The sequence below is a fragment of the Gottfriedia solisilvae genome, from assembly GCF_002128405.1.
Lineage (GTDB): Bacteria > Bacillota > Bacilli > Bacillales > Bacillaceae_G > Gottfriedia > Gottfriedia solisilvae.
On record NZ_NETJ01000002.1, the window covers coordinates 821,715 to 838,783 of the forward strand.

Here is a 17,069-nt window from a genome sequence, read left to right on the forward strand (position 1 = left end):
AACCATTCACATTTTGTGAATGGTTTTTTCATCTTTATATTGTTCGTGTTTATGTTTTTTCAATTTTAGCTGTGTTAAAATGATTGAAGCCAAAATGAGGATACAACCTATTAAGCCGATCTCTGTTAGTCTCTCGCCACCATAATAATATCCTGCAATTGCAGCAAAGACTGGTTCAGTTGCGAGTATTATACCAACTTCTGTTGCACTGATTGTTCTTTGAGCAAACATTTGAATAAAAAAGGCAAGAGCTGTACAAAACAGTGCAGTAAACAAAATCGAGAAAATAAAGAATTTATTAGTCCATAACTCTTGGTTAAATATAACTTGCCAATCTTCAAATACTAATGCAAATGTCCAAGAGGCAAGCCCTACAAACGCAATCTGTATTGTAGTTAATTTTAGTGAATTATAACTTGGAGCATAAATGGTAGAATAAATAATATGAAGTGCAAATGCAATGGCGCTAAAGAATGTAATAAAATCACCAAAATTAAAATGTGAAGTATTATTTGTAATCGTAATAAAGAGTAAGCCACATAAAGCGATAACAGCACTAATTGTTTCTGGCATTGTTGGTTTTTTATTATATTTAAAAAACAGAAGAAGTGGTACGACCACTACACTAATACCTACGATAAAGCCAGCATTAGAGATCGTCGTATGTTGTAAACCATAAGTTTGAAAAACATAACCGAGGAACAAAAATAATCCTATTAATATACCTGGAAAAACATATCCAGCTTTTTCATGAAATCTTTTGTCTCTTTTTCTTTCAGATAAAGTTTGTACAAAAAATAGAATAATTGCAGCAACAATAAAACGGATTGCATTAAATGTAAATGGTTGTACAATAGTAAGAGATTCTTTGACAATAAAAAAGGAAGAGCCCCAAAAGAAGGAAACAATTAATAATGAGGTAAAAGCAATCATTTTATTTTTCATAAAAAACATCCCTTTTTATTTAATGGCTTTACGAGCAAGCTCATCAGCAACTTTATTTAAGTTTGATGGAATCCATTTAATGAAGAACAGGTCGAGCTGATTAATTAACAGTAGCGATTTTTCTAATAAGGGAATAAATATTTCATTCTTTGAATATTCCTTATCAATACTCTGTTCAACAATTTTAGAGTCAGTTCGAAAGGAAACCATTGTAAGATCATTTTTAACACAATATTCAAGTGCAATCAGTAAAGCATGGAATTCAGCTTCATGATTTGACATTGATTCTAATGGAATACTTAAAAAGACAGGTTCTTTTATCCCTTTAATGAAAACGCCTGCCCCAGATGGACCAGGATTTCCTTTGGAAGCCCCGTCAATATAGACTTCAATCATAGTTAACCTCCGAAGTTTTATAACATCATTTTAGTATATATTCAAAAAAATGAAAACTTAAAACGAATTAAGAAAAAAAGATAGTTCAAATTATCTAATATTTACGTTACTTTTTTATTATAAATATATATAAATTCAGTCGTTTTAGAGAAGTAATAATGAATATAGACTACTCTCTAAGAAAGGTGAGTAAAATGAAACTTAAGATTATTTGGAAGTATATAACGAAAAAAAAATATCAAATTACATTAGATACGGACTGGTTGGAAACAAAAGAGGCACTATTATTGGCAGAAGACTTCGAGAGTACTGGTCGTACGAAAGAAATTATTTTTTTAGATCAATTTGACTCACAATGGACAAAGAAACAAGTTATTAAATATTTAAAAGAATTAGAAGATGAACCTCATGATATCGTCATTTATTTTGATGGAGGATTTGATATTGCAACAGGAATTTCAGGAGTAGGAGTCAGCTTATATTTTCAACAAAATGGGAAGAATTTCCGGAAACGATTTAATGAAAAATTAACTGGTTTATCAACAAATAATGAAGCTGAATTTGCTGCATTAGAAAATGCAATATTCTTATTAGAAGAAATGAATATTACGGGACAAATGATTTCTGTAAAAGGAGATTCTCAAGTGGTCATGAATCAAATCAGTGGGGACTGGCCTTGTTATGAAGAACAGCACGAGAGATTTATCAACCGAATTGAGAAAAAATGTAAACAGAATAAATTAACCTTGCAGTTTGAATTATTAAAGAGAAATGATAACAAAGAAGCACATAATCTTGCAACTAGTGCTTTAAAAGGGAATAAAATAGAAAGTACGATTGAAGTCACTTGAAGAGGTGAATTAGATGGAACGAAAAATAATTTTAGAAGAAATTGATACTTTATTAAAAAATTATTGTGAAGGTTGTTTTGTTTATAAAACTTTCCGTAAAGAACATAGTCAAAAATTTGCTCAATCCTTTTGTATTCAGAATTGTACAGTTGGAGAAAAAATAAAGAATATCGGCAAACAACTAACATAAAAAGAAGGTACAGTTTCTGTACCTTCTTTTTTAATTCATTAAATTTGTGCTTCTCTAAGTTGTTGTTCAACTTGAGTTAATTCTTCTTCTTGCCTGATTAAAAATTCTTCATCTAAATCAGTTGCAAGAGACTTCATTTTCTCAAGTTGACTTCTTGCTTGAGTAATCGCATCTGTAGCGTCTGTTAATTGTTGTTGATCCATACTCATTGTTGCATAGCCAACTAATTTTTGTGCAGCTTTCACTTTCATTTCAACTTGTTCAAAATTATTAAAATCTGACATATAATACCTCCTTATTTCACTTCGTATTATTCCCAAAACATAAGAGATTCATTTATATATGAAGTAGAATTTTCTGTTATCAAATTAGCTAAATAAAGTAGAAATTTTTTAGTTCTTTTACAGAAGAAAATTTAAGTTTTATAATGAGGTAATAATAAATGTTTGGAGGCTATCAAATGTCAGCAGAACAAGTCATACCGTTTATATCAAAGCAAAGAATTACTCCATTTCTTACATTTTGCGGCAATGCGGAAAAAGCAATGAATTATTATGTTCGTATTTTTCCGAATTCAAAAATCGTTTCTCTTCGAAGATTTACGAAAGAAGACAGAGGTGTAGAGGGAAAAATCCTGAATGGCATCATTGAAATTTTAGGGCAGTCTTTTATGGTATTGGATATGGAAAAGGAATCTTGTCCTGCTTTTACTTGGGCTGTTTCATTTTACATAGAATGCAATGACGATGCTGAGTTTGATTTAATTTTTGATGGATTGAAGGCTGATGGCCAAGTACTCATGGGTCCAGTAGAAATGAATGATTTTAGTAAGGTAACCTGGGTTACTGATTGTTTTGGAGTTACTTGGCAACTAGTGTTAAGAAAATTTAAATCTTAAACATTCGACTGTAAGTTTTTTGAATTATTTCTTATTAATATATACATAAAAAAAGGACTGAAATAATCAGTCCTTTATGTAGTCAAAGTTGTATTAGATCTTTACTACGTTAGCAGCTTGAGGTCCACGGTTACCTTCAACGATGTCAAAAGAAACTTCTTGGCCTTCGTCTAATGATTTGAATCCATCGTTTTGGATAGCTGAGAAATGTACGAATACATCATCTCCACCTTCAACTTCGATAAAGCCAAATCCTTTTTCATTGTTAAACCATTTTACTTTACCTTGCATACTTCTTTTCCTCCTAAAACATTGCACATGAAAGCGCGTAAAAATTTGCATTTATTTAGTTTATTATGACTTAATAAATGTTGAAATTAATATACAACTATTAGAAATAGAAGTCAAGTAAGCGCTTAACGACTTAATTTGTACACAATATACATTATTTTGACATAAGTTTTGCTTGAAAATATTAATTATATGTGAAAGTGTTCACAAAGTATTCAAGAATGATTATAATGATAATTGTAAATGGATTATGATCAGTAGACATGCTAAAAGAGATGGAGAGATGACCTATGATACATTGTAACTGGATTAACTTTCAATTTGAGAATGAAGCACTTACACAGGAACGATTTGAAGAAATGATGGACGATCACTTTCAAGCAGTAAAGTTAGATGAGACAGGATTCCCGCAATATATTTGGACATCAAATTTTGTATTTATTGTAATCAGACGAGTTAAATTAATAGAGGAAGTAGAATTTAAACAAATCCCTAGAAATCCTGCTTGTGAGTAATTACCAACTAAAACGTTAAGACTACAATTTTTAATGATGGAATTCCCTCTTAATTGATGGGAATTCCATTGATCATTAACCCCCAATTTAATTTCCTCAATGGACCACAAAACACTTTTTTTATTTTCCATGTGATTAATACGTTATATAATAATGTGATGATATAAATAGATAGATAAAATTGTTTAAATGTGAGGATTAACATGAAATTAATAATAGCGGAGAAGCCTGATCAAGGATTAAAACTAGCTGCACCATTTCAATTTCAAAAGAAAAAGGGCTATTTAATCATTCAACCAAATGAGTTTTTCCCTAAGGGGGCTTACTTAACTTGGGCAATTGGTCACTTATGTGAGCTGTTATCTCCAGAAGAGTATGATGAAAAATGGAAAAAATGGTCTCTTACGACTCTACCAATAATACCGAATCGTTTTCAGCATAAAGTAACAAAAGGAAAATATGATCAATTTTCCATCATTAAGAATTTAGTCCATACAGATGAAGTGAGTGAAATCATACTTGCAGGAGACTGTGAGCGTGAAGGAGAGCATATCGTCAGACTAATATTAAATCTTGCAGGAAATAAAAAACCAATGAAACGACTCTGGATTTCTTCCTTAACAGAAAATGCTGTGAGAAAAGGATTCAGTCAACTATTAGATGAAGGTGAGACAAAGAATTTATTTTTTGAAGCATATAGTCGTGCCTGTGCGGATTGGCTTGTAGGAATGAATGCATCACGTGTATATTCATTGCATCTTCAAAAGAAAGGGATTCAAGATGTATTTTCACTTGGCAGAGTACAAACACCTACTTTAGCATTGATTGTAAAAAGAGAACTTGAAATTGAAAAATTCCAATCAGAACCATTTTGGGAAGTATTTGCGACATTTCAATTTGGAAAAGATAAGTTTTTTGGTAAATGGCATAAAGATCAAGACTCGAAAATTAAAACAAAAGAATTAGCAGAAAAAATTGCAACGTTTTGTGTTGAAAAAGAAGCTCATATAACTGAAATTGAGCAGGAACGAAAAGAGTTTCATCCGCCTTTTTTATATAATTTATCTTCTTTACAAGCAGACGCAAATGCTAAATTTAAATTTTCACCACAGAAAACGTTAGAAATAGCGCAAAAACTTTATGTTAAAGGGATTATTTCATATCCAAGGTCAGATTCAAGCTTTATAACGAAAGAAGAGGCATTAATGCTGCCTGATATTCTTAAAAAACTACAAAATATTGAGCAGTTTCAAGGATTTTTTCCGTTACCAAATCCTTCGATTCTAAATAATAGTCGCTATGTAAACGAAAAAAAAGTGACAGACCACTATGCGATTATACCAACTGAACAAGTACCTTCTATGAATAAATTAAACGATGAGGAACAAAAAATATATGAATTAATTGTCAATCGATTAATTAGTGCTCACTATGAAAGTGCAATCTTTGATTATACGACTATTCATACACTTGTTGACCAACGTGCAAGCTTTGTATCTAAAGGAAAAACCTTAATTCAAGAAGGATGGAGAAAAGTAATTTTTGAAAAATCAAAGGAAAAAAATACAGACGAACAAAATCTGCCTATTGTTTCTACAGGGGATCAAGGTATTGTAAAGAAAGTTGAAGTGAAAGAGAAGAAAACGCAACCTCCTAAAAGATATACAGAAGGGCAATTGATTACATTAATGAAATCAGCTGGTAAACATCTTGAAAACCCAGAGTTAACGAAAATTTTAAATAAAACAGAAGGTCTTGGTACTGAAGCAACCAGAGCGGGTATTATTGGGACTTTAAAAAATAGAAAGTATATCGACGTAAAGAAAAATCAAGTTTATGCAACTGATAAAGGAAAGTTAATTATTTACGCACTTGGCGAAAATATTTTAACATCTCCTGAAATGACTGCTAAATGGGAGCAGAGATTAAGTGAGATTGGTGACGGTAAAGCAAGTAGCATTGATTTTATGGATCAAGCAAAAAAGCTAACAGAAAAAATAATTCATGATGCGTTTCAAAATGAATCTCAATGGAACTTTTCAGATTATCGTATAGATGAAATGAAAAGCGCCAAATTTGGTAGTAAAAAGAAATCCACTAGTGTAGGTAAATGTATTAAATGTGATGGGAAACTAGTAGATAAAGGTACTTTTTACGGGTGCGACAATTACCAGAAAACAAAGTGTACCGTTACAATTTCAAAGAAAATATTAGGCAAATCTATCACGAAAACGATTATTAAGCAATTATTATCAAAAGAGCCAACAGAAGTTATTCAAGGTTTTGTTAAAGATGGAAATCAATTTGATGCTTCTTTAAAATTTTCTGAAGAAGGTAAGATTATCTTTGTGCATACATCGAAGAATCAATCATAAATTTTGAATGCTACAATTTTACTAAAATTGAACTCCCATCATTGTATAAGAAATAAATACAAAAATAGTCAAATAGAGAATAAATAAGAAATAGGGTACTCAAAATACAACTGTATGATGAGCTACCTTATTTCTTTTTTGATAAACTTTTCCTCTTTCAAATCGTACAAAATCCCTTATTCCTTTATTGATTACCCATCATCATGTTAAACTATCAACAAATACAAACTTAGAAGGTGAGATCATGATTTGTTTTTTAGAAAATACTTTTCAATTAAAATTACATAAAAATGATAAAGATGAATACGCCATCATCGTAACTGATGAGGGGATATTTAGTGAAGCGGACTTGGAGAAGCAACCGAGTACTTATGTAAAATTTATTTTAAATGAATATGACGAATTAACAATTGATTGGTTTGTAGATAATGTGAACCGCTTTACAGTTAAAAGTTTACAAGTACATCAAATGGTATTGATTAATGATGAAGATGAATGTTCAATTCAATTCGTAATTGAAAGATGGCAAAGTAGAATGTTTAAGATTGAATGGAAACCATCATTACATATCGAATTCGGCTTGTACTATGAAGTATGTGATGACTGTGACTAAGAAGACTTATTTTTCGGTTTCAATAAAGTTAAAATGATAAAAAAGCTAATCCAACCTATTAAAGGATATAAGAATGTTAATAAAGGACCATACCCAATGACACTAATAAATAGACAACAAATTAGGATTAAAATGACAACTAAATCGTTATTTAATCGGATGATTGAACTAATCTGTCTCGACATTCCGTAAACATTCCCAACTAAAGTTGTAAAGATTTCAGCTAAAATCACCATTAGAAAAAAGTAATAAAATACTGGATGGATCTGTTTAATTACTTCAACCATAGGAATTTCATATTGGTGGAAATTTACCACTTTAGATACGTTTAAATGAATCAGTAAGAGGATAATTCCTAATATAAGGCCACCTAATATTCCACCACTCACAATAGAAGATTTGTCTTTGCATTCTGATCCAATCGGTACTAATACAGCTTGGGCTAATGCCATATTTAAGCATACATATGTAATTGGTTTAGTAAAAACTGATAGATTAAGACCATTTAATGATGGCAGCATATTGTTTACGTTAAAGTCACTAAAAGAAAATGGTAAATACGAATTAATAAACACTGCAACGATAAAAGCACACATGATTGGTACCACAGTGTTATTTAAGCTAAATAATCCACTAGTTCCTTTTCTTAAGACCATAAAAGTAAGAAAGATAAATAGAATTGAACCGATAAATGAATGAAAGTGTAAGTAGTTTTTGAATACTGCACCTGCCCCCGAAAGCATGACACTTGTAACCCCTAATAACACAAAAAATAAAAGACCATTTATGATATTCCCACCAAGTTCACCAAACAGTAATACATTAAATTGCTGGGCCGACTTTAATTGATATGTATGTGCAATCTCCATAATTTTTGTTCCAAACCAACAAAATAAAATAGTGGCAAATAATATACCTAATGCCCCATATACCCCATTTATTGAAAAGAACTCTACGATCTCTTTTCCTGTTGCAAATCCTGCTCCAATCACAGTGCCAACATATGTAAATGCAATGTTCCGAACCTCTTTATTCATATTGAGTTTCATAGGAAGTCCTCCTAAAAGTAGTACTAAATTGTATGTTTCATTTTGATAAATTAGACATGCTCTACTAATTTATCTTTATGAATGATGAGAATGGAAAAGAATGCGATGTTTTGAAATGAAAGTCAATTATTACAATTTACCAGCTTTTTATAATGTGTTAAAGTGAGTAAGTTAGAAGGGGGACGGGATACAATGAATATTCTTAAATGGAATTTCAATATGAAAGTTCGACTTGTAGCTGAATTTTTCTTTGGCTTATTTTTCTGGATGTATTTACCGTTTTTATCGATTTACTTTTCAGAAGAATTAGGAAAAGTGACTGCAGGAGTACTATTAATGTGTTCACAAGCTGTTGGTGTTTTTGCAAATCTGATCGGTGGTTATTTGGCTGATACGTACGGGAGAAAACGGATGATGGTGATTTCATCTTATATTCAAACGGCTGGAATAGTCTTAATAACAATTGCAAATTCAGCAATTTTAGAATCACCATGGCTTACTTTTATTGGCTTTGCAATTATCAGTATTACACAAATGCTATATATGCCTGCAAGTTCGGCAATGGTCGCAGATACAGTTAAAGATAAAGATGAAAGAAATTTAGTTTTCGCTGTATTTTATACGATGATTAATATCAATGTAGTGATTGGCCCGATTATTGGTGGATTATTATTCTTTACAGCAAGATTTGAATTATTTACTGCATCTACTATTATTTTCTTAGCAGTTGCACTTATGATTACCTTTTTAATAAAAGAGTCTTTACCGGTAGATGAAAATAGAGAGAAGGAAGAAAGTGTTTCAAAAGTAGTCATGAAACAAATTAAAAATTATCGCGTTATTTTTACTGATAAAGTATTCTTTTTATTTGTTTTCGCTGGTATATTAATCTCTCAAACTTTTACACAATTAGATTTATTATTGGCTGTTTATATAAAAGAATCGATTCCTGTTCAAACATTATTTTCATTTGGGGATTTTATTTTAAAAACAAATAGTGAAACATTATTTAGTTGGACAATCGCCGAAAATGGCTTGATTGTAGCATTATTTACTGTTATTATCACTAAGTTTACTAACAAATTTAACGATAGAATGTTATTCCTTATCTCATCTATTTGTTATGCATTTTCAATGCTATTATTTGGTTTTACAATCTCTGCATATGTCATATTTATTGCTATGGCAATCTTTACATTAGGAGAGATTTTAGTCGTAGGAATACAAAATGCATTTATTGCGAAAATTGCACCTGAAAACCAAAGAGCGCAATATTTTGCGGCAGCGGGGTTAAGATGGTCAGTCGGAAGAACAATCGCGCCATTGACAATACCTTTAGCAGGTTTAATTGGTTATAAATTAACATTTATTATCATTGCTTTATTGGCTTTAACAGGGGCATATTTGTTCGAAGTGATGTTTAAGGAAATGAAGAAAAGACCAGATCTTTTAATGGATGATTATAAAGCTGGATAAAAAAAGGACCCTTTCAAATTAGTGAAAAACGCTCGCTTTCTTTGTTGCTTCGCCTGCTTGCGGTGCTCATTACCGTATAAGGTAATTCTGCTCCTCATCAGTCTTCGCGCCTCGAAAGACAAGCGTTTTCAATCAGTTTGAATCTCTAAGTTTATGTTTTTGTCAAAAAAATAAAAGGACCCATTAGGGTCCTTTTATTTATTGTTTAAAGTCTTATCTAAAATTTGAATATTTTCTTTCATTAAGTCAAAATAGTCTTTCTTATTTTTTAAATCTTCTTCAGATACTGTAGCTAAGTGATTCAATCTTAAAATCTCTGCATTTGTTTCATCTTTTACAACTGAAGCAACCTTAGGTGTAGCAAAGGTTTCAAATAAAATATATTTGACATTATGTTCTCTTGTGAAATCAACAACTTTTTTCAGTTCTTTTTGAGATGGCTCTTGAGAAGGTGATAGACCAGTAATTGGTATTTGTTCGATTCCGTAACGGTTTTCCCAATACCCATATGCAGCATGAGAAACGACAATATCCTTGCGCTCCGAGTGAAGAATCAAACTTTTTAGTTCGTTATCAAGTTCATCGAATTGCCCTTCAATTTTGTTGAAGTTATCTTCAAAATATTGCTTGTTTTTTGGCATTAGTTTCGTTAATTCATTTTTAATATTTTCTGCTTCTATCTTTGCAAGAGTAGGATCCAACCAAACATGTGGGTCAACATCATGATGTTCTCCTTCGTGATCATGTTCATCTTGGTGCTCTTCTTCGCTAGAATGAATATATTCGATATTTTTTGAAGCTTCAAGAATGGCAACATCATTATTTTTTAACGTTTCATTTATTTTCTCTGCAAAAGGTTCCATACCTGCACCATTATAAATAAATAGGTCAGCATTAGCGATCTTTACGATTTGTTTGGATGTAGGCTCAAAATCATGAGTATCTACACCTGCAGGATATATAGATGTAACATCAACGTATTTTCCGCCTATCTTTTTCGCAAAATCCATTAGCGGGAAAATTGTAGTATAAATTGTAAGATGATTTTTATTTTCATCATTTGCAGTATTTTCTTCCTTACAACCTGATAGAATGGCACCTGATAGCAGCAATGTAATCATTGCTAATTTAGTAAATTTCAAATTGATCTCTCCCTATGTAAGAACTCTATTTAGTAATTTGTCATGAGTATAAAAATTAAACGAGCTAAATGGAATTATCTCTGTTTTAATACGTAATCATTCCTCTTTATGCTTCAAAAAAATAATAACTTCTATGTAACCTAAGTGAGATAATAGGCTAAACTAGTAGTTAAATTCGATAAAACGTAATAGGTACGATTTAATACTTTGTTATTATAAAACACGTGAAATTAATTTGCAAGAAATATATTTATCTGTTTGAACATTAGAGATAACAGTAAAAAAAGTATGTTTAATCGTATCATTTGGACACGATCAACATACTTTTTGTTTACGATTTACGTTTTAAACGAAATCTTCGAGGTTTTTGATTTGGTTGACCAGAATGTTTCTTTTTACTTTTAATGAACTGGAAAAATATAAAAAATATGTACAATGGAATAGCAATGTATATGAAAAATGGCCATTGTTCTTTTTTTGCATGCCATACTAGATAGAGAGCATAACCTAAAAATAATGTAACTAGTGTGCCATATTTCGGAATTGGAATATCTTTAAAACTAGGAATTTTAATTTTACTAACCATTAAAAAGGCTAAAGCAATAAATATTGTGATCATGACAATTTGAGGGATACGATCACCAAATAATGTTAAAAATGCGACTAATCCACCAGCAGCCGTTATGGGAACACCGGTAAAATATTTTAACGAAGTAGCAATTGGTGTTACGTTGAATCGTGCTAATCGATAAGCTCCAAATAATGGGAATAACCCTGCAATCGCAAGCCCTAGTAAGCCCTCATTTGAGAATTGAGTGCAATAAACTAAATATGATGGGGCAGCACCAAAGGTTACGATATCAGCTAAAGAATCAAGCTCCTTTCCTAATTGTGTTTGTACACCTAAAACCCTAGCTAAACGGCCATCCATACTATCAAGCATCATTCCGATTAGTATAAGAATTGCTGCATTTCTCACTTGACCATCTGCAGCAAAACCAATCGAAAGGAATCCACAATACAAATTACCAAGCGTAAAGAGGTTTGGAATACTTCGTTTAATCATAATTTCACTTCCTAAAATTGAATTAAATAATAATAAAATAAAGTCTATTATACCCCAAAAATTAGTAAGAATGGAAACTTATAAATTTTATGTTCACGTTTTAGAAATATTTATAAGATTTTTAAGATTGTATTTAAGATTATAATAAATATTATTTTGTGAATAACGGCACAAGCATATTTTACTATGTTTTAATACAAGAGAAATAAGCTTAATTTACTAAAAAATCGCAATTTTTTTATAAAAATTAAATTAAATATTAAAAAAATACTTTTTTTTCTGAAAAATGTGTAGTATATTGAAAAAGTAATAAGTGATTATTCAGAAAAATAAGAAAAACAGAGGGGATAATCACTAAACTATGGAGGTGCTCGAATGAAGCGTAGATTAGCGACAACAGTCACAAGTCTTTTAGTACTAAGTACAGTGCTAGCAGCTTGTGGCAAAGACACAGAAACAACATCAAATGAACCAAAAAAGGACAAGAAACAAACTCTTAAACTTACTACTACTACTGAGATTCCATCAATGGATTCTGCAAAAACTACTGATGCAATGTCATTTGAAGTATTAAATAACGTAAACGAAGGATTACTTCGTTTAGGTGAAGGCGATGAAGTTGTTGATGGAATCGCGAAAAAAGATGAAACTGAAATCAGTGATGATGGTTTAACATACACATTCCATTTACGTGATGCGAATTGGTCTAATGGTGAGCCAGTAACAGCTAATGATTTCGTTTACTCTTGGCAACGTGCAGTAGATCCTAAAACTGCTTCTGAGTACTCATTCATTTTATACTATGTAAAAAATGCTGAGCAAATTTTCAATGGTAAATTACCAACTGACCAACTTGGTGTTAAAGCTATCGATGATAAAACTTTACAAGTTACATTAGAACAAGCTACACCTTATTTCTTACAGTTAACAACTTTTGGTACTTACTTACCACAAAATCAAGCTTTCGTTGAGTCTCAAGGTGACCAATACGGTTTAGAAGCTGATACTCAATTATATGATGGACCATTTACACTATCTGAATGGAAGCATGCTGAGAGCTTTACATTAACTAAAAATGATAGTTACTGGGACAAAGATACTGTAAAATTATCTGAAATCAAATACAATGTTGTAAAAGATACTTCTGCAGCTGTAAACTTATACGAAAATGGCGACATTGATAAAGTAATGTTAGATTCAGAATTCGTTGATAAATATAAAGACGATCCTGAATACCAAACACAATTAGATGCTCGTTTAGTTTTCTTCCGTTTCAACCAAAAATTAGATCTATTCAAAAATGATAAAGTTCGTAAAGCATTTGACTTAGCTTATGACAAAGAAGCGATTACGACTGCAATCTTAAATGATGGATCTAAACCAGCTAATTGGTTAGTTCCTTCTGAATGGGTTAAAGGTCCAGACGGAAAAGACTTCCGTGAGCACAATGGCGACTTCAACAAATACAATGTAGAAGAAGCACAAAAATTATGGGCTGAAGCGAAAAAAGAATTAGGTAAAGATAGCTTTGAATTAAAAATGCTTTCTTATGATGATACAACTAGAAAGAAAGCAGCTGAATATATCGCTGGAGAACTTACTAAGAATCTTCCAGGTTTAAAAATTACTGTTGCACCACAACCATTTGAAATCAAACTTGATCAAGAGAAAAAATTAGAGTATGACTTCTCATTCTCTGGATGGGGACCGGATTATCCAGATCCAATGACATTTATTGATATGTTCATTTCTAGCAGTGCATTCAATGAAATGGATTACAAAAACCCTAAGTATGATCAATTAGTAAGTGATGCGAAAAAAGAAGCAGATCCTCAAAAACGTTGGGATTACATGGTACAAGCTGAGAAAGTAATCATGGACGAAGCTGGTATCTCACCAATCTATCAACGCGGACGTGCTTACTTACAAAAAGATTCAGTTAAAGGTATCATTGCTCACAAATTTGGTGGAGATTTCTCTTACAAATGGGCAACTAACGAAAACTAATATTTTCAAAAGAGAAGGGGATTCCCTTCTCTTTTTTTTCGTTGATAGAGTAGACCTTGAATCGTTCCGTTTAAAATTTTGTAATAAAAGGAAATGTTTATTTATATATAAAATAGGGGAGCTTATCTTATTATATGGCATGTTAATATTTAAAGTTGGTTAATAAGTTATTGAGATAAAATCTGCGAGATATGAGCTTAAAAACAAGTCTTACAATCCCAAATGATCAAGACGAGAGAATTGATACAATCGTACGTCTCGAGAATTCAAGTAGACTTTATCGATATTCACCAATCTACTTTAACTGGCCAAACTTTATTAGAGGAGGTAAATTAATTTTTATTAAACTGAATGAGGAATTATACAAAAAAATGGAAAAAAATGTGTGAAAACTAACAAAAAATTAAACTTTTATGTTAAATTTATTAATTTTTTTGAAAAAAATGTCGATTTTTTGTTGATATTTTCTAAAAGTTATGTAAAATAAGAGTATATTAAAGATTATTAAAAATTCATACAATAAATTGTTCGAATATTTTAATAGTTTTTAAGTCTAATTGTTATATTTTTATTGGGGAGGCAAACAAATGAAAAAGAAGGTTTCTTATTTTTTATCTCTATCTGTTGCTGTAAGCATGCTTTTAACTGCTTGTAATTCAGGTAAAGATGAAAAAGACACTGCAAAAGACACAGACAAAAAATTACCACAGGTTCTTAACTTAATCGGTCCTGCTGAACTTCCAGGTCTTGATTCTGGTACAACTACTGATGCTGAATCTTTCAACGTTTTAGCTAACGTAATGGAAGGTTTAAATGTATTAGGTGAAAATGATGAAGTTAAACCAGGTATCGCTGAAAGTGTAGACATTTCAGATGATAAATTAACTTATACATTCCACCTTCGTGATGCAAAATGGACAAACGGTGACCCAGTAACTGCTGCTGATTTCGAGTATGCTTGGAAACGTGCTGCTGATCCAAAAACTGCTGGCGAGTATGCTTTCATGATGAACGCACTTAAAAATGGTGAAGCTGTAACTACTGGTAAAGCGAAAGTTGAAACTTTAGGAGTTAAAGCTGTTGATGACAAAACTTTAGAAGTTGTTTTAGCTAAAGCGATTCCTTACTTTGATTCTTTAGTAACGTTCCCTACATTCTTACCATTAAACCAAAAGTTCGTTGAAGCTCAAGGTAAAGATTACGCTCTAGAAGCTGATAAATTAATCTTCAATGGTCCATTTGAATTAAGCGAATGGAAACATAACACTAGCTACCAATTAGTGAAAAATGATGATTACTATGATGCAGATGCAGTTAAATTAAAAGAAATCAACTTTAACATTGTTCTTGATGAGCAACCAAAAGTTAACTTATACGAAAGAGGAGAAGTTGATCGTATCACTTTAAGTGCTGAGTTTGTTGATAAATTCAGAGAAGATCCTAACTTCGATTCATTCTTAGAGCCTACAGTATTCTTCTTACGTGTAAACGAGTCGAAGAACCCAGCTCTTAAAAATGTAAATATCCGCCAAGCTTTAAATAAAGCTTTCGATCGTGAAGCAATTACAAGTGTAATTTTAAACAACGGTTCAGTACCATTAACAGGTTTAGCTCCAGCTGATTTCTTAACAGCTAAAGGCGAAGACTTCCGTAAAGCTTCTGGCGATTTAGTATCATTTGATGCTGAAGCAGCTAAAACAGCTTGGGAACAAGGATTAAAAGAAATCGGTAAAAAAGAAGTTAAATTAGAATTATTAGGTTCTGATAGCGATGTTAACAAAAAAATCTCTGAGTACCTTCAAGGTGAATTCCAAAAGAACTTACCAGGATTATCTGTAAGCATCAAAACAGTTCCATTTGGTCAAAAATTAGACTTAGAAACTGCTAAAGATTATGATATCTCATTCGGTGGATGGGGACCTGACTACAAAGATCCAATGACGTTCTTTGATATGTTCATCACTCCTTCTTCATTCAACCAAATGTCATTCTCTAACGCTGAGTACGATAAATTAATCGCTCAAGCTGGTGGAGAATACTTAACAAACCCAGAAAAACGTGAAGAAGCATTCTTAGCTGCTGAAAAAATCTTAGTTCAAGATCAAGCTGCTATTCTTCCGATTTACCAACGTGCAGTTGCATATGTACAACAACCAAAAGTTAAAGGTTTAATCAACCACAACTTCGGTGCTGACTACACTTACAAATACGTTGAAATCAAAAACTAATTTTTAAATGAGAGGGCCACTTTATAAGTGGTCCTTTTTTTTCTAAATTTTGACATAAAACAGTTTCCTTTGTATTATCTTGATAGTACAAGTTGTAATTTGAGAGGAGAGTAGCTTTTGACTGAAATCATACATCAAATATTAGAGTTCTTTGCGTCATTAGGCTATTTTGGAGTGGCATTAGGTTTAATGATTGAGGTTATACCAAGTGAAATAGTACTGGCATATGCTGGATATCTTGTAGCGGAAGGTCATATCAATTTTATTGGAGCAATCATTGCAGGGGTGATAGGTGGGACGATTGCCCAATTATTTTTATATTGGATCGGCTATTATGGTGGAAGACCGATTATTGAAAAATATGGAAAATACATACTGATTAACAAGCATCATCTTGATTTGGCAGAAAAATGGTTTTCAAAATATGGTGTTGGTGTAGTCTTTACAGCTAGGTTCATTCCCGTAGTAAGACATGCTATTTCAATTCCTGCAGGCCTTGCGAAAATGCCAATTAGTCAATTTACTATTTATACCATATTGGCGATTATACCTTGGTCTATTTTCTTTGTACTAGTAGGAGAAAAACTGGGTAGAAATTGGGATACGGCTAAAGAAGTATTAGCACCTTATACACCATTGCTTATTGCGATTGCGTTTGCTTTATTTGTCGTTTACTTCTTAATTAAGAAACTAATCTCTAATAAAAATAAATAATATGACGAGTGGTTTGTCCTGTTTCTACATATAATAGAAAAACTTAATGTAGAAAGGATGAGTTTATTTTATGCATTCAATGAATTACGAGGATGTTAAAAACAATGTTTCGAATACTCTTTCAATTGTTCAAGAACAATTAACGGCTGGAGACTTTTCTAAATGTACAAAAGAAGAGCTTGAAAGTCAGGCTAAGTTATATGAATATGTAAATGATATCACTGAAATGAATCATCTGTATCAAAATGGATACTAAGAAAAAGGTCACTATTAGTGACCTTTTTCGTTCTAATTAATATTGTATGTAATATTA

The 17,069-nt window shown here is 31.6% G+C and carries 19 protein-coding genes; 12 read left to right on the forward strand and 7 right to left on the reverse strand.

The annotated features are described in order from the left end of the window. Positions 1-6: 6 nt before the first annotated feature. Positions 7-945: a DMT family transporter gene (locus tag CAB05_RS08915; RefSeq protein WP_158093221.1), complete on the reverse strand. Its 939-nt coding sequence runs from the start codon at positions 943-945 to the stop codon at positions 7-9. A 15-nt stretch (positions 946-960) separates the two neighbouring features. Continuing rightward, positions 961-1,341 (reverse strand): reverse transcriptase-like protein, encoded by a 381-nt coding sequence (locus tag CAB05_RS08920; RefSeq protein ID WP_087999467.1) that lies wholly within the window; start codon positions 1,339-1,341, stop codon positions 961-963. Between the two features lie 194 nt (positions 1,342-1,535). Here CAB05_RS08920 and CAB05_RS08925 point away from each other — a divergent pair, with 194 nt between their 5' ends. Both CAB05_RS08925 and CAB05_RS08930 read left to right on the forward strand, forming a co-directional pair. Continuing rightward, complete coding sequence (locus tag CAB05_RS08925) at positions 1,536-2,192, forward strand: reverse transcriptase-like protein (RefSeq protein ID WP_158093222.1); 657 nt, start codon at positions 1,536-1,538, stop codon at positions 2,190-2,192. A 13-nt stretch (positions 2,193-2,205) separates the two neighbouring features. After that, on the forward strand, positions 2,206-2,382 hold the full coding sequence (locus CAB05_RS08930) for a zinc-finger domain-containing protein (RefSeq protein ID WP_087999469.1): 177 nt from the start codon (positions 2,206-2,208) through the stop codon (positions 2,380-2,382). Between the two features lie 38 nt (positions 2,383-2,420). On the opposite strand, the gene CAB05_RS08935 is transcribed toward CAB05_RS08930, so the two are convergent. Further along, the gene (locus CAB05_RS08935; protein ID WP_087999470.1) at positions 2,421-2,666 is read right to left on the reverse strand and encodes a DUF2564 family protein; all 246 of its coding nucleotides are present in this window, start codon (positions 2,664-2,666) and stop codon (positions 2,421-2,423) included. A 176-nt stretch (positions 2,667-2,842) separates the two neighbouring features. Between CAB05_RS08935 and CAB05_RS08940 the strand changes: the two genes are divergently transcribed. After that, complete coding sequence (locus CAB05_RS08940) at positions 2,843-3,280, forward strand: VOC family protein (RefSeq protein WP_213087721.1); 438 nt, start codon at positions 2,843-2,845, stop codon at positions 3,278-3,280. A gap of 93 nt (positions 3,281-3,373) precedes the next feature. On the opposite strand, the gene cspD is transcribed toward CAB05_RS08940, so the two are convergent. Beyond that, entirely contained in the window at positions 3,374-3,571 is a 198-nt protein-coding gene (cspD, locus tag CAB05_RS08945) for a cold-shock protein CspD (protein ID WP_087999471.1), read from the reverse strand. 290 nt (positions 3,572-3,861) lie between these two features. Here cspD and CAB05_RS08950 point away from each other — a divergent pair, with 290 nt between their 5' ends. The 3 genes from CAB05_RS08950 (at position 3,862) to CAB05_RS08960 (ending at position 7,074) form a co-directional block, all read left to right on the forward strand. Continuing rightward, positions 3,862-4,086, forward strand: a complete 225-nt coding sequence (locus tag CAB05_RS08950; RefSeq protein WP_087999472.1) for a hypothetical protein — start codon at positions 3,862-3,864, stop codon at positions 4,084-4,086. 203 nt (positions 4,087-4,289) lie between these two features. After that, a complete protein-coding gene (locus tag CAB05_RS08955; RefSeq protein WP_087999473.1) occupies positions 4,290-6,461 on the forward strand; it encodes a DNA topoisomerase III in 2,172 nt (723 codons plus the stop codon). Between the two features lie 244 nt (positions 6,462-6,705). Continuing rightward, positions 6,706-7,074: a DUF3979 family protein gene (locus CAB05_RS08960; RefSeq protein ID WP_087999474.1), complete on the forward strand. Its 369-nt coding sequence runs from the start codon at positions 6,706-6,708 to the stop codon at positions 7,072-7,074. Here the strand turns inward: CAB05_RS08960 and CAB05_RS08965 are convergent. After that, positions 7,071-8,123 carry a YkvI family membrane protein gene (locus CAB05_RS08965; protein WP_087999475.1) on the reverse strand — a complete coding sequence of 351 codons (1,053 nt, stop codon included), beginning with the start codon at positions 8,121-8,123 and terminating at the stop codon, positions 7,071-7,073. The genes CAB05_RS08960 and CAB05_RS08965 overlap by 4 nt on opposite strands. Positions 8,124-8,315: 192 nt before the next feature. Between CAB05_RS08965 and CAB05_RS08970 the strand changes: the two genes are divergently transcribed. Further along, the gene (locus tag CAB05_RS08970; protein WP_087999476.1) at positions 8,316-9,599 is read left to right on the forward strand and encodes an MDR family MFS transporter; all 1,284 of its coding nucleotides are present in this window, start codon (positions 8,316-8,318) and stop codon (positions 9,597-9,599) included. A 194-nt stretch (positions 9,600-9,793) separates the two neighbouring features. Here the strand turns inward: CAB05_RS08970 and CAB05_RS08975 are convergent, their stop codons facing one another. Together CAB05_RS08975 and pssA are read right to left on the reverse strand one after the other, a co-directional pair. Next, on the reverse strand, positions 9,794-10,720 hold the full coding sequence (locus tag CAB05_RS08975; protein WP_087999576.1) for a metal ABC transporter substrate-binding protein: 927 nt from the start codon (positions 10,718-10,720) through the stop codon (positions 9,794-9,796). A gap of 352 nt (positions 10,721-11,072) precedes the next feature. Then, positions 11,073-11,807, reverse strand: a complete 735-nt coding sequence (gene pssA, locus CAB05_RS08980) for a CDP-diacylglycerol--serine O-phosphatidyltransferase (RefSeq protein WP_174567281.1) — start codon at positions 11,805-11,807, stop codon at positions 11,073-11,075. 375 nt (positions 11,808-12,182) lie between these two features. Here pssA and CAB05_RS08985 point away from each other — a divergent pair, with 375 nt between their 5' ends. From CAB05_RS08985 to CAB05_RS22110, 5 genes are all read left to right on the forward strand, one after another. Further along, the gene (locus CAB05_RS08985) at positions 12,183-13,814 is read left to right on the forward strand and encodes a peptide ABC transporter substrate-binding protein (protein WP_087999478.1); all 1,632 of its coding nucleotides are present in this window, start codon (positions 12,183-12,185) and stop codon (positions 13,812-13,814) included. A 191-nt stretch (positions 13,815-14,005) separates the two neighbouring features. Beyond that, the gene (locus tag CAB05_RS08990) at positions 14,006-14,203 is read left to right on the forward strand and encodes a hypothetical protein (RefSeq protein WP_087999479.1); all 198 of its coding nucleotides are present in this window, start codon (positions 14,006-14,008) and stop codon (positions 14,201-14,203) included. A 198-nt stretch (positions 14,204-14,401) separates the two neighbouring features. Then, on the forward strand, positions 14,402-16,042 hold the full coding sequence (locus CAB05_RS08995; protein WP_087999480.1) for a peptide ABC transporter substrate-binding protein: 1,641 nt from the start codon (positions 14,402-14,404) through the stop codon (positions 16,040-16,042). Between the two features lie 117 nt (positions 16,043-16,159). Then, positions 16,160-16,756, forward strand: a complete 597-nt coding sequence (gene uptA / locus CAB05_RS09000; protein ID WP_308464597.1) for an undecaprenyl phosphate transporter UptA — start codon at positions 16,160-16,162, stop codon at positions 16,754-16,756. 70 nt (positions 16,757-16,826) lie between these two features. After that, entirely contained in the window at positions 16,827-17,012 is a 186-nt protein-coding gene (locus tag CAB05_RS22110) for a hypothetical protein (RefSeq protein WP_087999481.1), read from the forward strand. Positions 17,013-17,069: the final 57 nt, after the last annotated feature.